Source organism: Pseudomonas syringae CC1557 (assembly GCF_000452705.1).
In the GTDB taxonomy this organism is placed as follows: Bacteria; Pseudomonadota; Gammaproteobacteria; order Pseudomonadales; family Pseudomonadaceae; genus Aquipseudomonas; species Aquipseudomonas syringae_F.
Genome location: NZ_CP007014.1, coordinates 4,349,705 through 4,372,301 on the forward strand (window position 1 = coordinate 4,349,705; position 22,597 = coordinate 4,372,301).

Consider the following 22,597-nt stretch of genomic DNA (forward strand, 5'->3'; position numbering starts at 1 on the left):
GACGATGACCGCACCCATCAAAACCCCGGCCAAAGCGCCAGCGCCGCCGCCACGGGAAAAACCTGTGGACCGACCTCCAGCCCCGTTCAGCGACAAGCCATTCGGTGACAAGCGGCCAGCACTCGGTGGGTCAGCGCGCGGGGACGCAGCGACAAATCGTTCGGCGCTTAACAAATCCCTGCAGGATATGCCGATGAACGCCGATGGCATGTTCTTCTCACAACTGCTGGTGCCGCCGGTAGGCGCCGAGCCCGATCAACAAAGCTTCTCAGGTGGTGGCATAGCCTTCCCGGTGCACGCGGATCAGGTGCCGACCCAGCTTATTGACGAGATCGCACAACGCCTGCCGGATCAGCCCGAAGGTCTGCTCGGTTTCACGCTGCTGATGCCTAATCTGGGCAGCGTTCGGGTCAGCGCCAGCAAGGCCGACAACCGCTGGAGCATCCAGCTGGGCTTCGCGCGTCGCGACGTACTCAAGCGTTTGAGCAGCCATGCAGGCGCATGCCGGAATTCGCTTTCGGAAGCGCTGGGCCAGGACGTTGATCTGTCCATGCATGAAGACCTTGCAGCATGAGCGCGCTACACCTGCGCAAGGTCGCCCCGTTGTTGGCCGAGGCCACGCGTGAACTGGGTGCCGGTCAGCAATTGAGCTTCAGCGCCCAGGGCCATCATGCCGAACTCACGCTGTTGCCGTTACTCGCCGAAACCGGTACACCAGCAGTCGGCGTATGGCTGAGCACGGCCATCGGGCCGGTGTGCCTGAGCGACGCCGAAGCCCTGTTGAGCCTGTTGGGCGATATCCCCCTGACCCTGGCTGGCGAGCAGCAGGCCTGGTACTGGCAGTTTTTCAATCAGCGCCTGAGCCCGACCATTGCCGACCTGCTGGCCCCCATCGAACCGCTGTCCAACGGCAACGCGGAGCTTGCCTTTGGCTGCCGAATTCAGGTCCGGCGAGCTGATCAACAGGTTCATGCCCACCTGCACGCTGCCCCGGAAACCTTGATCAGGCTGTTGCGCTCTGCGCGATGGCAAGCCCGGCAGCAGCCGGTCGATGAGTCGTTGACGGTGAACAACCCGCTGATCATCGGCGAGCTGTCATTGACCCTGGAACAACTCGCTTCGCTGCGTCCCGGCGACGTGGTCCTGCCTGCCCGTTGCCTGTTCGACAGTGCCGGACAAGGCGCCCTGTCCCTCGCCGGCCGAAGCTGGGTGGCACAAGCCGAGCATCAGGCGCAGCACCTTTCATTGCGGCTCAGCCACGAGGAGCACAGTCACCATGAGTACTGAAGATCTGTATCAGGAAGCGGTCGAAGGTCTCGACGATTACGACGATGAAGCGACTGGGCAGGAGCACGAGCAGTCGTGGTCGGAAACGAACGAGCAGTCCGGGTATGCCTTTGCGGAGCAGCAGCCAGAGCCGGAAGATGAGCCAGCCCCGCACAACGCAGCGTCTGATTTTGACTCCCTGGCGCTGGACCTGACCCTGCGCTGCGGTGAGCTGCGGCTCACGCTCGCCGAACTGCGCCGTCTGGATGCCGGGACCATTCTAGAGGTCAGCGGCATCGCCCCCGGATATGCCACCTTGTGCCACGCCGACCGGGTGCTGGCCGAAGGCGAACTGGTCGATGTCGATGGCCGGCTCGGCCTGCAGATTACCCGGCTGGCGGCCCGGCCATGATCATGGAGGGAGCGAATCCGCTCCTGCTGGCGCTGTTTCTCGGTGCGATGTCGCTGATCCCCTTTCTGTTGATCGTCTGCACCGCGTTCCTGAAAATCGCCATGACACTGCTGATCACCCGTAACGCCATCGGCGTCCAGCAAGTACCGCCGAACATGGCGCTGTATGGCATTGCGCTGGCGGCCACCCTGTTTGTCATGGCCCCGGTGGCGCATGAAATGCAGCAGCGCGTGCATGAGCATCCGCTGGAACTGGGCAATACCGAAAAGCTTCAGGCCAGTGCCAGAACGGTCATCGAGCCGCTGCAACGCTTCATGACACGCAACACCGATCCCGACGTGGTCGCGCACCTGCTCGAAAACACCCAACGCATGTGGCCCAGGGAAATGGCTGATCAGGCAAGTAAAGAGGACTTGCTGCTGGCCATACCGGCCTTTGTCCTCTCGGAGCTGCAAGCCGGCTTCGAGATCGGTTTTCTGATCTATATCCCGTTTATCGTGATTGACCTGATCGTCTCTAACCTGCTGCTGGCACTGGGCATGCAGATGGTTTCGCCGATGACCCTGTCACTGCCGCTCAAGCTGCTGCTGTTCGTGCTGGTGTCGGGTTGGTCACGCCTGCTCGACAGCCTGTTCTATTCGTATATGTGAGGCGGCCATGGAAGCGTTGGCATTGTTCAAGCAGGGCATGTTTCTAGTGGTCATCCTGACGGCCCCGCCGCTCGGTGTGGCGGTGCTGGTGGGGGTCATCACCTCGCTCTTGCAGGCCTTGATGCAGATCCAGGATCAGACGCTGCCCTTTGGTATCAAGCTGGCTGCGGTCGGTTTGACGCTGGCCATGACCGGCCGCTGGATCGGCGTCGAACTTATCCAGTTCATCAACATGGTCTTCGATCTGATTGCCCGGTCCGGGGTTGCCCACTAGATGCCTCTGCACGCCGAGGATTTCTTTGAACTCATACTGGGCATGGGCCTGGCGATGGCGCGACTGGTGCCATGCATGCTGCTGGTGCCAGCCTTCTGCTTCAAATACCTGAAAGGGCCGCTGCGCTATGCAGTCGTGGCGGTGGTAGCAATGATTCCGGCACCTGGCATCAGTCGGGCGCTGACCTCGCTCAACGAAGACTGGTTTGCGATAGGCGGCCTGCTGCTCAAGGAAGCAGTGCTGGGCACGCTGTTGGGCATGCTGCTGTATGCGCCGTTCTGGATGTTTGCCTCGGTCGGCGCGTTGCTCGACAGCCAACGCGGCGCACTCAGCGGCGGTCAGATAAACCCTTCGCTGGGGCCGGACGCTACGCCGCTGGGCGAGTTGTTTCAGGAAACCCTGATCATGCTGGTAATCGTGACAGGCGGCCTGTCGATGATTACCCAGGTCATCTGGGACAGTTACAGCGTCTGGCCGCCCACCTCGTGGCTGCCAGGCATGACGGCGGACGGCCTGGATGTGTTTCTCGGACAGTTGAACCAGACGCTGCAACACATGATGCTGTACTCAGCGCCATTCATTGGTCTGCTGTTGCTGATCGAAGCGGCGCTGGCGATCATCGGTTTGTATGCTCAACAGCTCAATGTCTCGATTCTGGCCATGCCCGCGAAAAGCATGGCGGGCTTGGCGTTCCTGCTGATCTACCTGCCGACCCTGCTGGAACTGGGCACCGGTCAGCTGACACAACTGGCTGACCTGAAGTCACTGCTGAGCCAGATGGTGCAGTTGCCGTGAGCGAAAAAACCGAAAAGGCCACACCCAAACAGATTCACGATGCGCGGGAAAAGGGTCAGGTCGGGCAGAGTCAGGACATCGGCAAGCTGCTGGTATTGATGGCCGTCAGTGAGATCACGTTGGGCCTGGCCGATGAAAGCGTTAATCGCTTGCAGGCCTTGCTCGCGCTTTCGCTAAAGGGTATCGACCGGCCCTTTACGTCATCAGTCGAACTGATCGCCAACGAAGGCTTTTCGGTGTTGCTCAGCTTTACCCTGTGCAGCGTCGGCATGGCGATGCTCATGCGCCTGATCAGCAGCTGGATGCAGATCGGCTTCCTGTTCGCCCCCAAGGCGTTGAAGCTCGACATCAACAAGATCAACCCCTTTTCCCATGCGAAACAGATGTTTTCCGGGCAAAACATTACCAACCTGTTGCTCAGCATCCTGAAAGCGGCCGCCATTACAGCGGTGTTGTACACCCAGGTGAAACCCGCACTGGGCACCCTGATATTGCTTGCCAACAGCGACCTGACCACTTACTGGCATGCCTTGGTCGAACTGTTCAGGCACATCCTGCGCGTGATTCTGGGGCTGCTGCTGGTCATCGCCATGGCTGACTTTGCCATGCAGAAGTACTTCCATGCCAAAAAACTGCGCATGAGCCATGAGGACATCAAGAAGGAATACAAACAGTCAGAAGGCGATCCACACGTCAAAGGCCATCGTCGGCAACTGTCCCATGAAATCCTCAATCAGGAGCCGACAGCCGCACCCAAGCCAGTGGAAGAAGCGGACATGCTGCTGATCAACCCGACTCACTATGCCGTGGCGCTGTACTACCGGCCAGGTGAAACACCGCTGCCGATGATCCACTGCAAGGGCGAGGATGAAGATGCCCTGGCGTTGATCGAACGGGCCAAAAAAGCCGGCATTCCGGTGGTCCAGAGCATCTGGCTCGCGCGCACGCTGTACAAGGTCAACACTGGCAAATACATCCCCCGCCCTACCCTGCTGACTGTCGCGCACATCTACAAAGTGGTCCGCCAACTGGACGAAATCACTGGCGAAGTGATTCGTATCGACGACGACCAGTAACCCTCTCGCACAGTCGTTGACGCGGAGCGTCATGAACGGCATGCCCACGCTGGAGCGTGAGGAACGATAGGTGTCTGCAATACCACCATCGTGCGACGCTCCGCGTCGTATGCCGTTCTGGACGCTCTGCGTCCGATCTTGATTGCGAAGTGCAGCGCAGATCTGTGCCGCACCGCGTATTCAGGTGGGTCGCTCTGCGAAGGAGTGCGACGTGCAGGCAGGGAGGGTTTTTCAGGCTGGGGATGTATTCGGAAGGCGATGCTCATAAACCTGTCATTTCAGGCTCATGAACACCGGTCACTCCGACTGTCAGTGCAGCTCTTCGCTCAAATGCTCCAGGCCGGCGAGCATCAATTCGTGCCGGCGGATTTCATCCAGGCTGATGTACGCGTCGGGTGTTGCGTTGACGGCGCGCCACACCACGAAGTCGCGCCTTACGTCCAGAAACAGAAAGTAGTGATTAAACCGCTCTGCTTCCATGAAGCGTCGTTGCAAGGCTTCGCGCAGTTGCTCGGGACGCAGGGCGCGACCTTCGATGTGCAGTGCGATGCCCCAGTCATGGTGCTCACGCCGACTGACAAAAGCGACGCCATTGGCCACTGGCCAGACCGCCGGATTTTGCGCGGCTACCTGGGCGTAGAACGCCGACTTCTCTGTTACCTCGATCATTTTTAATCCTTTAACTGCACGACTGTGTAATCCCGTTCATGGTCCTGATCGTCCAGGCCGTCACGCATGTCCGGCGGCCACCAGATAACCAGCTCACGACTGTTGGAATCAGGACGTTTGCAGGCGCTACCCGAACAGCCGTGGGTGGCGCACCCCGCCAGGGTGGCGAACAGCACCAGCAGAACCGCAATGCTACGGACGTTCATGGTTTCGCTCCCCTGAGCAATGAAGGCCGGCTTTCTTTGGCCATTTTCGATATCTGCGGCTGGCGCACGGCGATGTACACCTCGCTTTCCTCACCGGGTTGCAGCCACGCGTGAGGCCAGGCTGCCACGCCGATCACCCAACGACCGCCACAGCGGCTTTCGTCGATACGCACCGGCTTATCCGTGTTGTTGCGTGCCACGACCACCGCTACGCCCCAGTCCTTCTGCACGAACCATTGCGAACGTTGCCGATCAAGGGTCAGACCTTCGCCCGGATCACACAGGCTGTCGGTTTCGAATGGCAGGGGTTCGCCGGTGCGCATACCGATCGGCGCAGTACCATCGACCATCTGGGTAAACACTTTCTGGATGTCGCCTCGGGTCGGCATCTCGCCTCCGTCGCGGCGCTGCTTGATTCTCTTCATCTGGTCATCGACATCGTGCGGGTTGCCGTTCTGCACGTAGCGGGCCGGGTTGACCTGATCGCCGATCAAGCGTGGCGTCAGGATGAACAGCCGCTCGCGCTGACTCAACTCACGGCTGCGAGACTGAAACAGCAGCTTGCCGATGTATGGAATGTCACCCAGCAGCGGGATCTTGTGAATCCGGTCATTGGCTTCCAGGCCATGAAAACCGCCGATGACCAGCGAACCGTGTTCAGCGATCACCGCCTGGGTGCTGACATTGCCACGGCGCACGCTTGGCTGGGTGTCGTTGATAGTCGACACATCGATCTGCCCATCCTCGATGTCGACGATCATCTGCACCTGAGACTTGCCGTCATGATCCAGCGAACGCGGGATCACTTGCAGGCTGGTGCCCGCCGTGATGGGCAGAATATCGGCGGCGCGCTCGGAGGTGGCAGTCAGGTATTCGGTGCGGCTCAGGTCGATCACAGCAGGCTGGTTTTCGAGGGTGAGGATCGACGGGTTGCCGATCACCGACGCAGAACCGTTGCCTTCAAGCGCGTGCAGTTCCGCAGAAAACTTGCTGGCATTCTGGATGAACAGCGTCGAACTGGTGCCCGCATCAAACAGGTTTGCACCGCCACTGACACTGCCTGCATTGAAATTCCAGCGGCTGGAAAGCTCTGCCAGTTCATTGCGATCAATGTCGAGAATCACCGCGTCGATTTCAATCAGGTTACGCGGCACATCCAGTTCCTTGACCAGCTTCTGGTACATGGCCTTGCGTTCTGGCAGGTCATAGATCAGTACAGAGTTGTTACGCACATCAGCACTGACGCGAATATTCGCCCGGCCAGCAGCGTGACCTTTGGCGGATTTTTTGCTGCCGAAATTCAACACACGATCAATGCCCTGCTGCAACGCAGCGGTGTCGATGCCGTTGGAGCCCAGATTGTAGGAAAGGCCTGTGGACGCCGAACCTGTTCCGTTCGCACCACCTTTACCCTGTGGCAGCAGGTTCACGCTGTCGATGCTCTCGCCTCGCGCACGGCTTTCCAGCAGATCCTGAAGGATGCTGGCGACACCGGCGACCACCAGTTGCTGGTCGCGATAATGAATGGTCCGGTCAGCCGCGTTGGCGTATTTGAGCGGCAGCACGACGACATCCTGCTTGTCGGCCTTTTCGTCAGGCTTGTCGACTTTCTTACTGTAGTCGCGCACAAACTCCACGTATTTGGCCGGACCGCGGACCAGCACCACGCCTTCGTCCGGCAAGGCACCCCAGCCGAAACGCTTGTCCAGCAGGCCGACATCAGTCAGGGCCGTTTGCAGGTCATCCACGGCGTCCGGTGACACTTCGATGCGCGCCGAGGTGTGCTCGCTGGATGGGCTGACATACAGCGTGTCGTTATAGACGAACCACTGAAAATGGTATTCCTGGCTCAGCCGGTCGAGAAATTGCTCGGGGTTCTCGGCACGGATGCGCCCATCGAGTTTGCCCTGCACGGGCGACATGTCCAGCGCCATACCGAACTCTCTGGCAAAGTCGGCCAGCGCGGTAGACAGCTCGGTCTGCCGGGCATCATAGGCGTAAGCAGTGTGCTTCCAGGCTTCGGGGGTGACCGCCCATGAAGCAGAGGTCACCCCGATCAACAATAAAGGCAACCACATCAAGGCCTTGCGCATATCACACTCCCGATTGCCGGTAATTGAGGATCGCACGCCCGGATAAGCCGGGCGTCGTATCGCGAATAGTGGTTTGCATCAGGCTGAGCAGGGCCGCGCGTTGATTGGCCAGACTTTCCAGATGAGTGAGCAGGTCATCGAGACCACAGGGGTTTGCTATCCAACTGATCAGGACCACACAACGGGTCTGCGGATCGATGGCAAACGCGCCGTCGCAGGCACAGGCCAGACTGGCACCGCCCTCGCTGAGCAATGCTTCCAGCCGTTGCGGATCTCCAGCATCGTAGGGATCGAGCAGTTCGATGCTGCACCGTACCCCGTTACCGATCACCGCCAGACGAGCGTTGGCGTCATCGATCCAGCAGTCCAGCGGCGTCGCCGGACGCTGTGCAAACCACTGGCCGAGGATCTCGGTGAAATCACTGAATTCCATCGATGATTGCTTTGGTGATGCCGTGTTTGGCGCGCAGGCTTTCGTTGACCGCGACACCGGCGACGTCGACCTGCTGTTGAGCATCGTTGAATGCCTGCAGGTCTTCGATGGAGCCACTTTCCGAGGCCTCCATCGCGGCGTTTTCCATATTGGTCCGGGCGCGGTCGGCAGAATTGTCCAGATGGCGTTGCAAGCTGTTGAAACTGATCATGTCCTGGTGCTCCAGCAAAAGGGTTCAAACCTTGAGTGGAGCAAACATGCCGGGCGGTTCCATTTTGCGATCCAGTGTCGAACCGTGTCACTCAAACAGACGCTCAAGGCCCTTTTCAGTCTGACGACTCGTCACCCAGCAGCCCGTTGCGCAGGTTCGTCCAGTCGATATCGAATGCGCCATTCGCATCGCTGAGCCGCAAGCTGCCCACCGCTATCGTCGCGTCACGTTTGAGCTGCCAGTGCTCGGCAAAGCGGCTTTCTGCGAGCCATTCTGCGACCGGCTCGGCCATGTCCGGGTTCACGCTGAGCGTTGCCAGCGCTTCATTGAGCTGGCTGGCAGCGAGGTTTCTGACCACTGCCCGCGCGCGCTCTGCCAGCGTCGTGTCGTCCAGCAACTGCCTCAGCGACTCGCTCAATAACGTTTCCACAGCGCACATCGCCTGCTCCTGCAAAGCCTCACGCTGGCTTTGCAGCCCGGCCAGCAAGCTATTGGCACTTTCCCAGAACTCAGCGAGAACCTGCTGCGTAAGGCGCTGCGCTTTTTCTTGCTCAAGTGCCAGTAGCTGGCTGGCCTGCTGCTGTGCATCGGCGAGGACATCACTCGCCAACAGGCTGTCGGCGATGTGTTCACGGCGCAAGATCGGTTCAGGCAGCAGCGCAGCGGCTGTCAGAGCAATACTGCGTTTGGCGAGCATGGGGAGATTCCTGATACAAAGATGACCGGATCGGGATCAGCTCGTCGTGACACGCCACAAAACCGCCTGCCACAACGTCTGAAGTTTGTTTTCGGGCGCCTGACCCGGGCTGTCGGCCACCTCTTCCGGTGGCCACGCCAGGCGCAATCGGGGCCAGTATTGCGCGCCTAACCAGGCCCCCAGCAGCAGTCGCGCATCCTCGTTCTGAAAATCAAGCCAGACGCCGGGGCGCAACGCCTTGGTAAACGCCCAGCACCATTGCCCGTCAGGGCCTTCACTTTCGTTCCGGGAAAAGCAGATGCATTGCGCCAGCGCTATTGCCTGTTCACGCTGAGCGGGCGACAGCGCCAGCCAGCGCACTATCGGCTCTGCGACCTCAGGGGGCTGACCAGGCGTAATGCCGAGACTGTGCAGAAACACACTGTGACGACTGCTCATCAGTGCTTCGCTCTCATCGACCGACAAGCCATGGGCTGCGGCAAATCTGTGCTGCCAGGCCGGATGCGCCCATTGCCAGGGGTTACACCACCAGTGGACCCACAGATCCTCGGCAGTCTGCTGCATCATGCACGCGCCGGAAGCGTCGAACGGCCGCGACTGCCACCTGCTCCGATTCGCTTCAGCAGCGCTGCACGCCAGTCACTGCGCAACAGCAGAGCGGCAATCCCCAGTAACACCAACAGCACGACCGGTATCACCCAGAGCATGACGTTCCAGAAGGGCAAGTCCGCGCTGTCGAGTTTGAAGGGCCCGAAATTGACCCACTGTTTTGTCTCCTGAAATTCGGCAGCCGGCACGAAGACGATGGAAAACTTCTTTGAATCTGCAGATTGCGAGGACATGCCAGGAATACTGCTGGCGACCATCTGCTGAATACGTCCGCGCACGCTGTCAGGGTCCAGTGCGGCGGAATGCTTGATGAACACCGCAGCAGAAGCCGGCTGGACCGGTTCGCCAGGCGCCACGCGCTCTGGCAATACGACGTGCACCCTCGCCACAATGACCCCGTCGATCTGCGACAGCGTTGCCTCAAGTTCCTGAGACAAGGCGTAGATGTAACGGGCGCGCTCTTCAAGCGGGGTCGAAATCACCCCTTCCTTTTTGAATATCTCACCCAGACTGGTGCGCGAATGTCGAGGCAGACCGGCGGCATCGAGCACCCGCACAGCGCGGTTCATCTCGCTGGTCGCAACGGTCACTACGACACCGGTTTTCTCCGTGCGTTTACGCGCATCGATATGCTGGTCAGCGAGCCGCGCGACCACCTCATTGGAGTCCTGCTCGGACAGGCCAGTGAACAAGTCAGTCTCATCATTGCAGCCACCGAGCAGCAGCATGCACAGCACCAGCAATCCTGCGCTCAGATATTTCACGGAAACCTCTACTGCAGGTTGGTCAACTTGTCGAGCGCCTGAGCGCTCTTGCTCACGACCTTGGTCGTCAGCGCCATTTGCAGCGAGCATTGCGAAAGCGCACGGCCCATCTGCACGATGTCCGAACCGTCTTCGGAGTTTGCGACTTTCTTCATCTGCCGCAGGGCCTGCTGGGAAAGCTTGGCCGTGTCACCCAGACGCTCGGACAGCGCACTGGCAACCTGGTCGGCCAGATGCGACGTTGCGGGCCCGTTATCCGGGCGCATCGCCGCATTGAAAAAGTCGACATCCGCCTGAACGGGCTCAGAGGCGAGCCCCTGATGCGCATTCTGCCCAAGCTCCGGCGAGACGCTTTTAATAGTGCTGAGTTGGGAAATGGTCACATGAGTTCTCCGTCAGGCGGCTGTCAGTCAGGACACAGCCTGGTTATGGGTGCCTTGCAGCAGCGCATTGATTAGCTGGGCGGCAGTCTGCGCAGCGCTTGCCTGCAGGTTGCCACCGGCATTGCCAGCATCCTGAATCGTTGCTTCCAGGCCTTTCTGCAACAGACCACTCAGCAGTTGGCCCAGGTCCTGATTGGACAGGTTGCCGTTGGTGCTGCTGGCTGGCTGCGTCGAACTGTCGACCGGTGTGCCCAGGCCTCCGCCAGCCGTGGCCGACTGCAGACCACGATCGATCAGTTGCCCGATCAATTGACCTACATCGACATTGCCATTGCCATTGCCATTGCTGGCCGGGCCGGTGTTGGCATCAATCGCAGGATCCCCCAGCGAAGCAGGCGAATTCGCCCCACCACTCACTGGCGAACCCAGCCCGCCACCGCCGCCACCCAGGCCACTGGCTTCATTTTGTTGCTGGCCAAGCTGCTGACCGATGAGGTCAAGAGCCGAACGGAATTGAGCCGTTTCTTGGCCGTCCAGACCATTGTCTTCCTTCAGCTCATTCATCCAGGAGCCGCCGTCACGGGTCGGGAACTGAGCCTTGTTGTCGTCCATGAACTGGGCGACTTTTTCCAGAATCGGCATGTCGTCTTTGGAGAACGTGGTGCCGCCGTCTTCGCTGGGCGTCAGCAGATCGTCCAGCATGGCTTTTCCGAGGCCGTTCAGGACCTGGTTCATCAAGTCAGACTGCCCGGCGCCCGTACCGCCACTCAGGCCGCCGCCGCCAGAACCAGAACCAGAACCGGAACCGCCGCCAATACCTGCGGAAGCACCGAAGTTGTCACCGAGCTTTTCGTGGATCAGCTTGTCGAGCGCTGCCGTGATGTCATCAACGCTGCCGCCGGACTTGCCATCCGCAGCCATGGCCTTGGCGAGCATCTTGCCAAGCGGCGAGGTTTCATCCAACTGGCCGTTTTTGGTCAGCGCCTGAACCAACTGGTCGATAACGGCCTTGAGCTCTTTGCTGGATGTGCTGGTGTTGCTGCTCAGATTGCTGTCGAGCGACACAGGGAACAGTGATGCCGAGGTTTGCAATGAGGTAAGGCTATTGAGAGCTTGCATAGAACGCCCGTCCTAAGATAGCGGCCCCCTCTGGCGAGAGGGCAATCAGAGATAATTAGTAACTGATACCTTTAGCGTTCTGCGCTGTGGCACTGATCTTCTTGTTGGTCGAGTCTTCCTTGCCCGCTTCAATGGCGTTCAACACGTCCATGGTCTGCTTCTTTTTGGTCTCTTCGGCTTGCATCGCGATCAACTGCGCGCCATTGGCGTCTGTCTCTTTACTGGCCTTGGCCTGCGCTGCGACCGACAGGCTGTCGCCTGTACCGGAAAGGATATTGCTCTGCAGGCCGGCGTTGGACGAAACGCTATTCAGGCCCTGCAATGCTCCACCCACACCATTGACCGCACCGTTACCGAGGTTGGTAAGACTCGAAGTTAAGCTTGGAATTGCGACCATGACTTGATGCCCCTTTTGGCTATACCAGCGTGATTGCTTGGTACAGATACGTGGCCTCAGTCCTTGAATCGGTTCCAGTACCATCACAAAAAATCAGATCTGCAATTCCTTGATGCGGCGGTACAGCGTGCGGCGCGGCATATCCAGCTCCTGACTCACGGCGTCGACGCAGTTCCGGTGACGTTTCAGCGACTCCTGAATCAGGGCTTTTTCGATCGCCCGCAATTGTGATTTAAGCCCGCACGTCAGGTGCTCGTTGCCCTGCGGCTCGCTGCCGAGCAAAGGGAAGCCCAGCACAAAACGCTTTGCCGCCGCTTTCAACTCACGAATATTGCCGGGCCAATCGTGCCCAATAAGCAACGCCTGAAGCGCTGGACAGATAGTCGGTACGCCGACCCTCAGATCAAGTGCAGCGGCGACCGCGAAGCGTTCGAACAAGGGCACGATGCGCTCGAGCTGGGAGCGTAACGGCGGCAGCTTGAGGGTCAGCACGTTCAATCTAAAGTACAGATCGCGACGAAATTTGCCCTCCTCTACGGCGTCGTCCAGCGAGCATTGGGCCGAGGCAATCACACAGATATCCAGCTTGATCGTCGAGGTCGAGCCCAATCGCTCCAGGGCACGAGTCTCCAGCACTCTCAACAGTTTGGCTTGCAGGCTGAGCGGCATGCTATCGATCTCATCCAGATACAGCGTACCGCCCTGCGCCGCCTCGATGTAGCCGACTCGCGAGCGGTCGGCGCCGGTATAGGCGCCGCTGACCACGCCGAACAACTCACTCTCGGCCAGAGATTCCGGAATAGCCGCACAATTCATGGCCACCAGACGCCCTTTGCGGCCGGACATTTTGTGAATGCGCCGGGCAATGGTGTCCTTGCCAGTGCCGGTTTCGCCTGACAGCAGCACATCGATACCCAACTGCGAAATGCTTTCGGCAACGATCCCCAGATTCGGGACGCGTTCCTCGTCCAGATCATCATCAAACGTAGCGTCAAGACTCATCCCGTGATCCCCAAGACTCCAATGTGGCACGAACTCAGCGAATCAGATTCAAGCCGTCAAGGCGATCTGTGTCGCAACGCCCAGTTCCTTCATGCGGTGATACAGGGTACGTCTTGGCAACTCGAGTTCCTCAAGCACAGCATCAACATTGTGGCGATGCCGCTTCAAAGCATCCTGAATGAGCATTTTTTCGATGATGCGCATTTGTGTGCGCAGGTCAGTCGCCGGGGCCACACCCTCGACAGAGTCGGAACCCAGCAAAGGGAAGCCCAGCACAAAGCGCTTGGCGGCCGATTTCAGTTCACGAACATTGCCCGGCCAGTCGTGGCTGAGCAATATCTGCACACGCCCGCTGTCCAGTGTAGGAGCCGGGCGACCCAGCTCGTCAGCAATGCCCTGGGTGAACTGGTCGAACAATGGCAAAATCTGTTCGCGACGTTTGCGCAAGGCTGGCAAGTGAAGCGTCAGCACATTGAGCCGAAAAAACAGGTCGCGACGAAAAAGTCCTTGTTCCACCAGTTCATCCAGTGGCCGCTGAGCCGAGGCGATCACCCGCAGATCGACCGGAATGAACTCGGTCGAGCCGAGGCGTTCCACTCCACGGCTTTCCAGCACGCGCAATAGCTTGGCCTGCAGGCTCAGCGGCATGCTGTCAATCTCGTCCAGGTAAAGCGTGCCGCCACTCGATGCTTCGATGTAACCCTCACGAGCACGGCATACGCCAGTGAATGCACCGTTGACCACGCCAAACAGCTGGCTCTCTGCCAATGACTCGGGGATAGCCGCGCAGTTCATGCCTACAAAGGGTCCGGACCTGCTCGATAGCTCATGGATACGGTTGGCAAGCGTGTCTTTACCCGTGCCGGTTTCGCCACACAACAGCAAATCCATGTCCAGAAAAGCACTGTTCATTGCAATTTGATGACCCGCCGATAATGCAGTTACGCCCCAACACTTCTGAACGTCCTTATCAATGTCTGTGCTCATCGATCACTCTCATTGTAGGTGGCAAGCGGACTATTAATACCACGTCTTACAAGGCACACATATAGTAATTTAGTTCCCCAACGAATGAGAAAAAAATCACAAAAATGAGAACCACTGTCATAGTATTCCCATCATACCAAGCCGGCGACGGTAGGCCCGAACTGAACAAAAACGATCGCACTTTTCTGTATTTATTACATAAACATCAAAGAGTTACCCGTAAAAAACCGCTCAAACCCTACTGTTTCCGGGGTAGTATTGAGCGACACGCCCTGTCCTGAACCCTGGCGCGCTTCCAAAACCACCTATTTGGAAAGTATAAAAAAATCATAATAAAGCACAACTTACTCATCGCAAATTTTCTGCCCACACCTATAAGCCTGACAATAAAAAAAACCAACTAATCGTCGTCAACAGCAACGCACACAACCTATTAATACTCACACACCAATCAACTGTTAAAACTCACTAACAGTTCACCAGCATTTACTAAAAGAACAGTAAATTAACACGGCTATTTTTTTGAAAAAAAAAAGAAGAGGCAAGGTTGACCGACCGATCAGATATTCACCTTACATATTCGGATTTCCGAACAGCCCTGCGCTTTGGGCCAGACCACATCCGGAAACCCCTTATTTTTCGGCCAAAACGGCAATAGCCTTTCGCCACATCTGCATTCGGCAATCCGAACAAGGCGCATGGCCATGCGCGCTCACAGAAAAACTGCGCCACTAATAACGGGCTGAAAGGTTTCACTGTAGGACAATCCATCAATCGCAGACCAGGCTCAGCCGATTTTCACCATCATCAGGTTTACTGATACCTCATCATCACTGAAACTGTTTCAAAATATTTGTAAGCCTCCATTTACAATTTCTTACAAAGTTTGAAAAAAATAGCTAACAAATAGAACAGATAATTCGTGGCCAACTGCCTGTTTTGTGATCCAAAAAAAAAGTAACCAGCTTCGGAAAAATGCTTGAAAAGACATTAACCAAGGCGAGCGTACGAGAGAAAAGCACCAAAAAAGCGCATTTTTCAGGTTTTCTTTACAGGAATAATGAAAAATCTGGTGGTTATTGGCGTGTTTCGCTGGCATAGACCACTACACGAGGACCAGCCGGCAGCTCGCGGGGGCCGGCACGGTACTCGGTGTCGTCCCGCTTGCGAGGCGACGAACGGTCATCCCTGATTCGCGTTGTTTGTAGCTTGATCGCCAGAGGGTCACGTTCAGGTGGAAGTGGGGAATCGGCCATAGCGACAGGGGCCGAGCGTTCAGCAACCTGATCAGAAGAGGGTGTCTCTGCTACCTGCGCCGGCTGTACAACTCGTGTGGGTTCGTTTGAAACCGACGGTGGAGACTGATCAGCTACTGACGTGGCGTGTACAGGTTTGGGAACCGGCGCGTGTTCAACTGCTGCCGGCTCGGAATGGACCGGTAAGGGTGTTGGAGCCCGTTCGGCAACGCGCATTGACGCCACAGGCCTGAAGGCCGGAAGCGGCGCAACTGCCCTGGTTTCATCCACCGGAGAGACTGTGCTCGTTACAGGGGGCTCACCGGTGATTCGCTCGATACCCGCGGTCAGGACTTGCTTATGGGCCTTGGGTATCAACAAGCGTCCGGGGCCATCCGGCGTCCTTTTCCGCAGGAACGCCGGGTTGAGTCGTATCAGTTGGGCCTCATCTACGCCAGTGGTGGCGGCGAGCTGGGTAAGGTCCACTGCGTGATTAAGCTCGACCACGTCAAAGTACGGCGTGTTGGCGATCGGGGTGAGCTTTACACCGTAGGCTGCGGGGTTGCGCACTAACAGAGACAGTGCCAGCAAACGAGGGACGTAATCCTGGGTTTCCTTTGGCAAGCTCAGGTGCCAGTAGTCAACCGGCAGGCCGCGTCTGCGGTTGGCTTCGATCGCTCGTCCGACAGCGCCCTCGCCAGCGTTATACGCGGCAAGGGCCAACAGCCAGTCGTTGCCGAATTGCGCATGCAGGCGCGTCAGGTAATCCATTGCCGCCTTGCTGGAAGCCACCACGTCCCGACGGGCGTCGAAGGTGGCGCTCTGGTGCAGGTTGAATTCGCGCCCCGTGGAGGGGATGAATTGCCAAAGGCCTGCGGCGGCCGCCGGAGAGTTGGCCATAGGGTTGTAGGAGCTTTCGATCATCGGCAAAAGCGCCAGCTCCAGCGGCATCCTGCGCTCGTCCAGACGCTCGACAATGAAATGCAGATATGGGCTGGCACGCACGCTGGCACCGCTCACAAAGCCCCGATTGCTCAGCAGCCAGTCACGCTGACGGATTATCCGTTCATTGACGCCCTGCCCGTCGACCAGCCGGCACCGTTCAGCGAGCCGCTGCCAGACATCCTCTCCGTTATAGACCGGCATGTCGGAAAGGGTCGGCAGTCCCACGTCGGCTTGCGCTTCCGCCGATCCCCCATACACCAGTCCGGCCACCAGACGCGGAGAACGATCGTAACGCGGCGAGGAATGGTCGACTGACTGACAGCCTACACACAGAGAGCCCAAGGCGAGGACGGCAATCTGAACCGAGCGAGCCAGCAAGCGAGGGCGGGAAATATTAGGGATGGCGGCTGGCATTGGCGGGAATGTCCTGTGCATGTCCACCCTACGTGGTGCGAACGCCGTTCCGGTTCCCTGCGCGGCATATATGGCCGGCGAAAGCCTGGCAGGTAAACCATTTCGTTAATCCTGTTTTCTGTGGAACCGCAGGCGCTCATCCGCCACCCAGTTGCTTAAGGATTTTTCAGGATTCACCTCGCCATCGCCAGGCGACAAAAAGGACAAGGAGATTCACAGTGCAGGCACCCACGGTAAACCGGAAAAACGGAAACGTTATTCAGACACAGGCGGCAGCGGACCTTCGTAACAGCTGCGACCTGCAGCAACGAAATGAACAGCCAACCCAGCGCTCTTCACTCTCGCTGGGGAGTGTGGGAAAACGGATGCTGAAAAGCGTCGGCAAAGTGTTTCAAAAATCCAGAGCACCGCAGCAGGCAGCGGCCAGACCGCCCAGCACCAAAAATGCCTCAAGCTCACGCCCTCTTCCCAATAATCATGAGACCGCAAAAAACGCCCCCCGTGAATCTCGTCTGGCGGCCACCGCCCGGAATAACCGCCATGTCAGGTTTGACATTCCGGGAGAGCGCCTGGAACGCACCACCTCTGTCGAAATGTCTGCAGTGCCGATGACTGATACTGATGAAGAAGCGACAGCCAACGCTGTTCGCGAATCCCTACTTCCCGGTAGCCGCCTGCAAGGGCCCGACGGCACGCGCCGGTCATTTCTGGCCACCCGGCCAAACGAGGCAAGCAGCTCCGGAACCAAAGTCGGCGATTCCGATGAGCCGGCACAAGGTCCACGCCTGAGACGTAGTGATGGCGGTCGTTTCGAACTGAAAGATGAACAGTTGGTACGCAACGCCCAGCCACAAGGCACTGTCCATCTGGATGCCAAAGGCAGGCCCGACTTCTCCACGTTCAACACGCCTGGCCTTGCCCCGTTACTGGACTCCATTCTCGCTAACTCCAAACAAACCTACCTGGCCCATGAAAGCAAACACGGCGTACATGGGCACCAGCTGCTAGAAGCAAATGGGCACCTTCTGCATCTGGCGCAGGACGACAGCTCGCTGGCGTTGATTCGCAGCAGTACCGAAGCACTGAATACAGAAGGAAAAAAACCGCTGGCTGTGCGCATGGAGCGCGAAGACAGCCATATTCATATCGAAACCGGCAGTGGGCGAAACAGTCTGGAATTGCCCGGAAAAGCCCACATGGCTCATATCACCAGCGTTCTTCTCAGCCACGATGGCGGGCGTCTGCGTGTGCACGAAGACCGGTTGTATCAATTCGATCCGATCAGCGCCCGCTGGAAGGAACCGGAAGGGATGGAAGGCATCGCGTTCAATAGTCTGACCACAGGCGGTAACGGCTCAGTCTATGCGAAAAGTGACGACGTCCTGGTGGACCTGTCGAGTCCGTTCATGCCGCACGTAGAAGTCAAAGACTTGCAGTCATTTTCGGTGGCACCGGACAACAGAGCAGCATTGCTCAGTGGCACAGACGCTCAGGCTATCCTGCTGACTGACATGAGCCCGGTGATTGGCGGGCTGACCCCGAAAAGAACAAAGGTACTTGAACTGGATAGCGGCAAGGCGCAGGCGGCAGCGGTCGGCCTGAGCGCTGCCAAGCTGTTTGTCGCAGATACTCAGGGCAGACTTTACAGTGCGGACCGCAGCGCGTTTGACAGCGAAGACCCGCAATTGAAGCTCATGCCAGAACTGGAAAGCTTCCAGTTGGCAGACCTGCCTCTTGGCGGCCACAACCGCGTCACCGGATTCATCAGTGGAGACGACGGCCGCATTCATGCGTTGATCAAGAATCGTCAGGGCGAGGTTCACTCGCATGCTCTCGACGAACAGGGCTCAACGCTGGAAAGCGGCTGGAACCTGACCAATGCCCTGGTGCTGGACAATACTCGGGGACTGAATGTACCCGCTGCACCAGACGCCGCTGACCGACTTAACCTGGATCGTGCGGGCCTGGTCGGTATCAGCGACGGGCGTATTCAGCGCTGGGATGCAACGCCAGAATGCTGGAAAGACGCCGGCATCAAGGACATTGATCGCCTGCAACGGGGTGCCGACAGCAACGCTTATGTGCTCAAGGGCGGCAAAATTCACAAGCTGACAGTGACTCCCGAACACCCCAATATGGCGTTCGATCACAACACGGCCCTGGCCCAGACGGCACGCTCGACCAAAGTCGCAATGGGCAAGGAAATCGAAGGTCTGGATGACCGCGTGATCACCGCCTTTGCGATGGTCAGCGACAAGCGATTTGTCGCACTCGATGAACAGAACAGGCTGACCGCGCACAGCAAGGATCACAAACCGGTCACGTTGGAAATTCCCGGACTGGAAGGCGAAATCAAGAGCCTGTCGCTGGATGAGAAGCACAACCTGTATGCACTCACCAGCAGCGGTGCGCTCTTCAGCCTGTCCAGAGAAGCCTGGCAATCGATAAAACTGGGCGACCAGCTGCGAGCCCGCTGGACGTCGGTTGCCGCCCCTGACGGGCAACCGGTCAAAGCGCTTTTCAGCAATGATGACAACCTACTGAGCGCCCAGATCGAGAACGCCGAAGGCCTGGGCCTCATGCAGCTCAAAGCCGGCAAATGGCAACCTTTCGAGCAGCGCAAGGTAGAAGAAAATGGCTTGAACGATGTGCATTCCAGAATCACAGGTTCCAACAAGACCTGGCGAATTCCAAAAACCGGGCTGACCGCCAGGCTGGACGTCAACGTGCTGGGGCGCAGCGGCATGGAGAAAAGCAAGAAAGTCAGCTCCAGCGAATTCATACGCGCCAACATCTACAAAAACACCGCAGAAAAGCCCCGCTGGATGAAGAACGTCGGCAACCATGTTCAGCATCGCTACCATGGTCGCGTAGGCCTGAAAGAGGTTTATGAAAGCGAGTCGATTCTGTTCAAGCAACTGGAACTGATGCATGAGTCGGGAGGAACGCCACCGGCGCCAGGCAAAGACCTGAAAGCGCGCATTGCCGCACTGGAATCAAAACTGGGACCTGAGGGCGCCCAGATGCTCAAAGAACTGGAGGCTCTACGCGACGAGCTGGAAAGCCACAGCTATACAGCGCTGATGTCTATTGGTCAGAGCTACGGCAAAGTGAAAAACCTCAGACAGCAGGATGGCATTCTCAATCAGCACGGAGAGCTGGCCAAGCCATCGGTACGTACCCAATTTGGCAAAAAACTTGCTGATCTGGGCGAGAAGCTCAATTTCAAAAGCTCTGGGCATGATTGGGTCAAGGAGCTTCAGGACGCGTTGAACCAGGTAGCTCCGTCTGCTGAAAACCCCACCGGGAAATTGCTCGGCACGCTCAAGTACCAGGGCCTGAAACTCAGCCACCGGAAAGCCAACATACCTTTAGGCCAGCAACGTGATGCCAGCGAAGAGCATGGTTTGACCAAAGCGCGTCTCGCTCTGGATCTGGTCACACTGAAAAACCTTGGCGCACTTCTTGACCAGGTCGAGCAGCTGCCGCCGCAAAGCGACATACGCCCACTACAAAAGAAGCTGACCACGCTACGGGATGTGGCTTACGGCGAAAACCCGGTCAAGGTGGTAACCGACATGGGCTTTACCGACAACGCAGCGCTGGAAAGCGGCTATGACTCCGTAAAAACGTTCCTGAAGTCGTTCAAAAAAGCTGACCATGCCGTCAGCGTCAATATGCGCGCAGCCACAGGCAGCAAAGACCAGATCGAGCTTGCCGACAAATTCAAGAGCATGCTCAAGCAGCTGGAGCATGGCGACGATGAAATCGGTCTGCAGCGCAGCTACGGACTTAACCTCACCAGCCCGTTTGCCATTCTTGCCGACAAGGCAACGGGCCCCTGGCCAACGGCAGGTGCCACCGGCAACCGTAATTACATACTCAATGCCGAGCGTTGCGAGGGTGGCATCACCCTGTACCTGATAAGCGAAGCCGCGGGGAACGTGAGTGGCGGTGTCGGGGGCGGCAAGGACTACTGGCCGGGATTTTTTGCCGAAAACCACCCGGCAATCAGCGTTGATGTCGGTCACAACCGCACGCTGACTCCCAACTTTCGGCTGGGTGTGGACCTGACCGCCACAGCCGCTGCCAGCCAACGTGCGGGCGTGGTTTTCAATGTTCCGGACGAAGACATCGACGGGTTCGTCGACGACCTGTTCGAAGGCAAACTGAATCCGCTGCAAGTGCTGAAAAAAGCAGTGGACCATGAAGCCTATGAGGCTCGCCGATTCACGTTTGATATCACGGCGGGCGGAACAGCCGACCTGCGCGCAGGCATCAACCTGACCCCGGATAAAAGCCCGACAGCCGACCCTGACAGCGACTCGTTCTCTGCGGTGGTACGCGCAGGCTTCGCTGCAAACATCACCGTTAATCTAATGACCTACACCGATTATTCACTGACCCAGAAGAACGACAAGACTGAATTGCGTGAAGGCGGCAAGAACCGCCCGCGCTTTCTCAACAACGCGACGGTTGGTGGGCAGCTTCGTGCTCAGATCGGCGGCACCCACACAGCCCCCACAGGCACGCCCGCCTCCGCTCCAGGGCCGACAGCCGCCTCACAATCAGCCGCCAACAACATGGGCGTGGCGGCCAACCTCAGCGTGGAGGCAAGAACCGTCAAGCGGGTCAAGTTTCGTTACAACGTAGCCAAACCGATAACCGCCGAAGGTTTGAGCAAGCTGTCCAAGAGCCTTGGCAATGCATTCAATGACAACACGACCAAAGCAAAACTGGCAGAACTGGCCGATCCGCTGAACGCACGCTACACCGGCAAGAGTCAGACGCAAGCCATTCAGGCACAACTCGACGGACTCAAGGAGCTTTTTGCCGACATACCCTCGCAGAATGTTAACGACGAGCAGTACAAGGCGTTACGCGATTTGAAACGCGCGGCAGTCGAACAGGAAGCATCCGTCAACAAGCACAGCGTGCTGGACAACGCACGTTTTGAAACCAGCAAAACCAACCTCTCCGGCCTGAGCAGTGAAAGCATACTCACCAAAATCATGAGCTCAGTGCGCGAAGTGAGCGCCCCGGGCAACGCGGCAAGGGTTGCCGAATTCATGCGCCAGGACCCGAAACTCAGCGCCATGCTCAAGGAAATGGAGAACAGCATAGGGACGTTGGCACGCGTGCGGCTGGAACCGAAGGATTCATTGATCGACAAAATCGACGAAGGTAGCCGCGACGGCACAATGACCCAAAGCGATCTCTCTTCCCTTCTGGAGGACCACAACCAGATGCGCATCAAACGGCTGGTGGTATTTCACACCGCGACTCAAGCTGAAAACTTTACCTCGCCATCACCCTTGATCAGCTATAACAGTGGGGCAAATATGAGCGTTAACAAAACGCTTGGGCGCATTAACTTCATTTATGGTGCAGACCAGGACAAGCCCATCGGCTATACGTTTGACGGGGAGCTGTCACGGCCTTCGGCAGAGCTGAAAACGGCTGCTGCGGAGTTGAAAAAAGCAGGATTCGAGCTGAAAAGCTGACATTGATACATCTGAAAGCGCCGCCTTGAAGCGGCGTTTTTTATTCAGGCGTTTAGAAACGTACGTGCCTCACGTGCCTGAGAAATAAAACCACGCGTCACGTCACAGAATGCGGACTCATCGAGCGCCACCAGCTCACGTTGTGCACACAGGCGCACATCGCCTTGATCGACGGCAAACCAGCAACCGTGCAGGCGGGCGACGTCGAAGTTCAGGCTCAGCAAACGCTGTAAATCGGCAGAGCGCTCCGGGCAGCGCCCTACACGACAATGAAAGATGACCATCTCGCTGTGCTCGGGCAACTCGATGACCGCAGCTTCGTTATCCTGGCCGTCGTACAGCGCGCACACGCCGTTCTGCAGGGTCAGCGAGATCCCGAGCTGTGCCCCCAACGAGCTGATCATGCGGGAGAAATCGGGTGGCGACGTTCTCATCGTTATAGTCCTTTAAGGAAAG

General features: G+C 57.9%; 23 protein-coding genes. 8 read left to right on the forward strand and 15 right to left on the reverse strand.

All coding sequences use genetic code 11. The features are described 5' to 3' along the window. Positions 1–4 precede the first annotated feature (4 nt). Genes N018_RS19175 through sctU form a run of 7 tightly spaced genes read left to right on the forward strand, consistent with a single transcriptional unit; the run spans position 5 to position 4,473 of the window. Complete coding sequence (locus N018_RS19175) at positions 5–574, forward strand: flagellar hook-length control protein FliK (protein WP_025390487.1); 570 nt, start codon at positions 5–7, stop codon at positions 572–574. Further along, entirely contained in the window at positions 571–1,287 is a 717-nt protein-coding gene (locus tag N018_RS19180; protein WP_025390488.1) for a hypothetical protein, read from the forward strand. The genes N018_RS19175 and N018_RS19180 overlap by 4 nt, the downstream gene beginning before the upstream one ends. After that, positions 1,277–1,678 carry a FliM/FliN family flagellar motor switch protein gene (locus tag N018_RS19185; RefSeq protein WP_025390489.1) on the forward strand — a complete coding sequence of 134 codons (402 nt, stop codon included), beginning with the start codon at positions 1,277–1,279 and terminating at the stop codon, positions 1,676–1,678. The genes N018_RS19180 and N018_RS19185 overlap by 11 nt, the downstream gene beginning before the upstream one ends. Beyond that, entirely contained in the window at positions 1,675–2,328 is a 654-nt protein-coding gene (gene sctR, locus N018_RS19190) for a type III secretion system export apparatus subunit SctR (protein ID WP_024645227.1), read from the forward strand. The genes N018_RS19185 and sctR overlap by 4 nt, the downstream gene beginning before the upstream one ends. 7 nt (positions 2,329–2,335) lie before the next feature. Next, complete coding sequence (gene sctS, locus N018_RS19195) at positions 2,336–2,602, forward strand: type III secretion system export apparatus subunit SctS (RefSeq protein WP_025390490.1); 267 nt, start codon at positions 2,336–2,338, stop codon at positions 2,600–2,602. Next, positions 2,603–3,397: a type III secretion system export apparatus subunit SctT gene (gene sctT, locus N018_RS19200; RefSeq protein ID WP_025390491.1), complete on the forward strand. Its 795-nt coding sequence runs from the start codon at positions 2,603–2,605 to the stop codon at positions 3,395–3,397. Beyond that, positions 3,394–4,473: a type III secretion system export apparatus subunit SctU gene (gene sctU / locus N018_RS19205; RefSeq protein ID WP_025390492.1), complete on the forward strand. Its 1,080-nt coding sequence runs from the start codon at positions 3,394–3,396 to the stop codon at positions 4,471–4,473. Before sctT ends, sctU begins: the two co-directional genes overlap by 4 nt. A gap of 309 nt (positions 4,474–4,782) precedes the next feature. Here sctU and N018_RS19210 read toward each other — a convergent pair whose 3' ends face one another. From N018_RS19210 to N018_RS19275, 14 genes are all read right to left on the reverse strand, one after another. Next, positions 4,783–5,142, reverse strand: a complete 360-nt coding sequence (locus tag N018_RS19210; RefSeq protein WP_025390493.1) for a hypothetical protein — start codon at positions 5,140–5,142, stop codon at positions 4,783–4,785. A gap of 2 nt (positions 5,143–5,144) precedes the next feature. Then, positions 5,145–5,348, reverse strand: coding sequence for an HrpT family type III secretion system protein (gene hrpT / locus N018_RS19215; protein WP_025390494.1), 204 nt, complete (start codon positions 5,346–5,348; stop codon positions 5,145–5,147). Beyond that, a complete protein-coding gene (gene sctC, locus N018_RS19220) occupies positions 5,345–7,441 on the reverse strand; it encodes a type III secretion system outer membrane ring subunit SctC (protein WP_025390495.1) in 2,097 nt (698 codons plus the stop codon). Before sctC ends, hrpT begins: the two co-directional genes overlap by 4 nt. 1 nt (position 7,442) lies before the next feature. Then, positions 7,443–7,874, reverse strand: a complete 432-nt coding sequence (locus N018_RS19225; RefSeq protein WP_024644000.1) for a hypothetical protein — start codon at positions 7,872–7,874, stop codon at positions 7,443–7,445. Further along, positions 7,861–8,085 carry a type III secretion protein gene (locus N018_RS19230; RefSeq protein ID WP_024643999.1) on the reverse strand — a complete coding sequence of 75 codons (225 nt, stop codon included), beginning with the start codon at positions 8,083–8,085 and terminating at the stop codon, positions 7,861–7,863. The genes N018_RS19225 and N018_RS19230 overlap by 14 nt, the downstream gene beginning before the upstream one ends. Before the next feature lie 115 nt (positions 8,086–8,200). Beyond that, entirely contained in the window at positions 8,201–8,782 is a 582-nt protein-coding gene (sctL, locus tag N018_RS19235) for a type III secretion system stator protein SctL (RefSeq protein WP_025390496.1), read from the reverse strand. Between the two features lie 36 nt (positions 8,783–8,818). Further along, positions 8,819–9,346 (reverse strand): hypothetical protein, encoded by a 528-nt coding sequence (locus tag N018_RS19240; RefSeq protein ID WP_025390497.1) that lies wholly within the window; start codon positions 9,344–9,346, stop codon positions 8,819–8,821. Beyond that, complete coding sequence (gene sctJ, locus N018_RS19245; RefSeq protein WP_024643996.1) at positions 9,346–10,155, reverse strand: type III secretion system inner membrane ring lipoprotein SctJ; 810 nt, start codon at positions 10,153–10,155, stop codon at positions 9,346–9,348. The genes N018_RS19240 and sctJ overlap by 1 nt, the downstream gene beginning before the upstream one ends. Positions 10,156–10,163: 8 nt before the next feature. After that, complete coding sequence (sctI, locus tag N018_RS19250; protein WP_024643995.1) at positions 10,164–10,538, reverse strand: type III secretion system inner rod subunit SctI; 375 nt, start codon at positions 10,536–10,538, stop codon at positions 10,164–10,166. A 27-nt stretch (positions 10,539–10,565) separates the two neighbouring features. Continuing rightward, positions 10,566–11,657 (reverse strand): type III secretion system effector HrpZ, encoded by a 1,092-nt coding sequence (gene hrpZ, locus N018_RS19255; RefSeq protein ID WP_025390498.1) that lies wholly within the window; start codon positions 11,655–11,657, stop codon positions 10,566–10,568. A 55-nt stretch (positions 11,658–11,712) separates the two neighbouring features. Beyond that, positions 11,713–12,054 carry a membrane protein gene (locus N018_RS19260; protein ID WP_024643993.1) on the reverse strand — a complete coding sequence of 114 codons (342 nt, stop codon included), beginning with the start codon at positions 12,052–12,054 and terminating at the stop codon, positions 11,713–11,715. A gap of 93 nt (positions 12,055–12,147) precedes the next feature. After that, a complete protein-coding gene (locus tag N018_RS19265; RefSeq protein ID WP_024643992.1) occupies positions 12,148–13,056 on the reverse strand; it encodes a sigma 54-interacting transcriptional regulator in 909 nt (302 codons plus the stop codon). Positions 13,057–13,104: 48 nt separating this feature from the next. After that, the gene (locus N018_RS19270; RefSeq protein ID WP_032632435.1) at positions 13,105–14,043 is read right to left on the reverse strand and encodes a sigma 54-interacting transcriptional regulator; all 939 of its coding nucleotides are present in this window, start codon (positions 14,041–14,043) and stop codon (positions 13,105–13,107) included. A gap of 1,076 nt (positions 14,044–15,119) precedes the next feature. Further along, positions 15,120–16,637 (reverse strand): transglycosylase SLT domain-containing protein, encoded by a 1,518-nt coding sequence (locus tag N018_RS19275; RefSeq protein ID WP_024643991.1) that lies wholly within the window; start codon positions 16,635–16,637, stop codon positions 15,120–15,122. Between the two features lie 218 nt (positions 16,638–16,855). On the opposite strand from N018_RS19275, the gene N018_RS19280 reads away from it, so the two are divergent. Continuing rightward, positions 16,856–22,141 (forward strand): AvrE-family type 3 secretion system effector, encoded by a 5,286-nt coding sequence (locus N018_RS19280; RefSeq protein WP_025390499.1) that lies wholly within the window; start codon positions 16,856–16,858, stop codon positions 22,139–22,141. Between the two features lie 44 nt (positions 22,142–22,185). On the opposite strand, the gene N018_RS19285 is transcribed toward N018_RS19280, so the two are convergent. Then, positions 22,186–22,575, reverse strand: a complete 390-nt coding sequence (locus N018_RS19285) for a type III secretion system chaperone (protein WP_024643989.1) — start codon at positions 22,573–22,575, stop codon at positions 22,186–22,188. Positions 22,576–22,597: the final 22 nt, after the last annotated feature.

Coding starts and splice junctions, on each gene's coding strand:
- N018_RS19175 (WP_025390487.1), top strand. CDS start 5: ATGACCGCACCCATCAAAACCCCGGCCAAAGCGCCAGCGCCGCCGCCA.
- N018_RS19180 (WP_025390488.1), top strand. CDS start 571: ATGAGCGCGCTACACCTGCGCAAGGTCGCCCCGTTGTTGGCCGAGGCC.
- N018_RS19185 (WP_025390489.1), top strand. CDS start 1,277: ATGAGTACTGAAGATCTGTATCAGGAAGCGGTCGAAGGTCTCGACGAT.
- sctR (WP_024645227.1), top strand. CDS start 1,675: ATGATCATGGAGGGAGCGAATCCGCTCCTGCTGGCGCTGTTTCTCGGT.
- sctS (WP_025390490.1), top strand. CDS start 2,336: ATGGAAGCGTTGGCATTGTTCAAGCAGGGCATGTTTCTAGTGGTCATC.
- sctT (WP_025390491.1), top strand. CDS start 2,603: ATGCCTCTGCACGCCGAGGATTTCTTTGAACTCATACTGGGCATGGGC.
- N018_RS19210 (WP_025390493.1), bottom strand. CDS start 5,142: ATGATCGAGGTAACAGAGAAGTCGGCGTTCTACGCCCAGGTAGCCGCG.
- hrpT (WP_025390494.1), bottom strand. CDS start 5,348: ATGAACGTCCGTAGCATTGCGGTTCTGCTGGTGCTGTTCGCCACCCTG.
- sctC (WP_025390495.1), bottom strand. CDS start 7,441: ATGCGCAAGGCCTTGATGTGGTTGCCTTTATTGTTGATCGGGGTGACC.
- N018_RS19225 (WP_024644000.1), bottom strand. CDS start 7,874: ATGGAATTCAGTGATTTCACCGAGATCCTCGGCCAGTGGTTTGCACAG.
- N018_RS19230 (WP_024643999.1), bottom strand. CDS start 8,085: ATGATCAGTTTCAACAGCTTGCAACGCCATCTGGACAATTCTGCCGAC.
- sctL (WP_025390496.1), bottom strand. CDS start 8,782: ATGCTCGCCAAACGCAGTATTGCTCTGACAGCCGCTGCGCTGCTGCCT.
- N018_RS19240 (WP_025390497.1), bottom strand. CDS start 9,346: ATGCAGCAGACTGCCGAGGATCTGTGGGTCCACTGGTGGTGTAACCCC.
- hrpZ (WP_025390498.1), bottom strand. CDS start 11,657: ATGCAAGCTCTCAATAGCCTTACCTCATTGCAAACCTCGGCATCACTG.
- N018_RS19260 (WP_024643993.1), bottom strand. CDS start 12,054: ATGGTCGCAATTCCAAGCTTAACTTCGAGTCTTACCAACCTCGGTAAC.
- N018_RS19265 (WP_024643992.1), bottom strand. CDS start 13,056: ATGAGTCTTGACGCTACGTTTGATGATGATCTGGACGAGGAACGCGTC.
- N018_RS19270 (WP_032632435.1), bottom strand. CDS start 14,043: ATGAGCACAGACATTGATAAGGACGTTCAGAAGTGTTGGGGCGTAACT.
- N018_RS19275 (WP_024643991.1), bottom strand. CDS start 16,637: ATGCCAGCCGCCATCCCTAATATTTCCCGCCCTCGCTTGCTGGCTCGC.
- N018_RS19285 (WP_024643989.1), bottom strand. CDS start 22,575: ATGAGAACGTCGCCACCCGATTTCTCCCGCATGATCAGCTCGTTGGGG.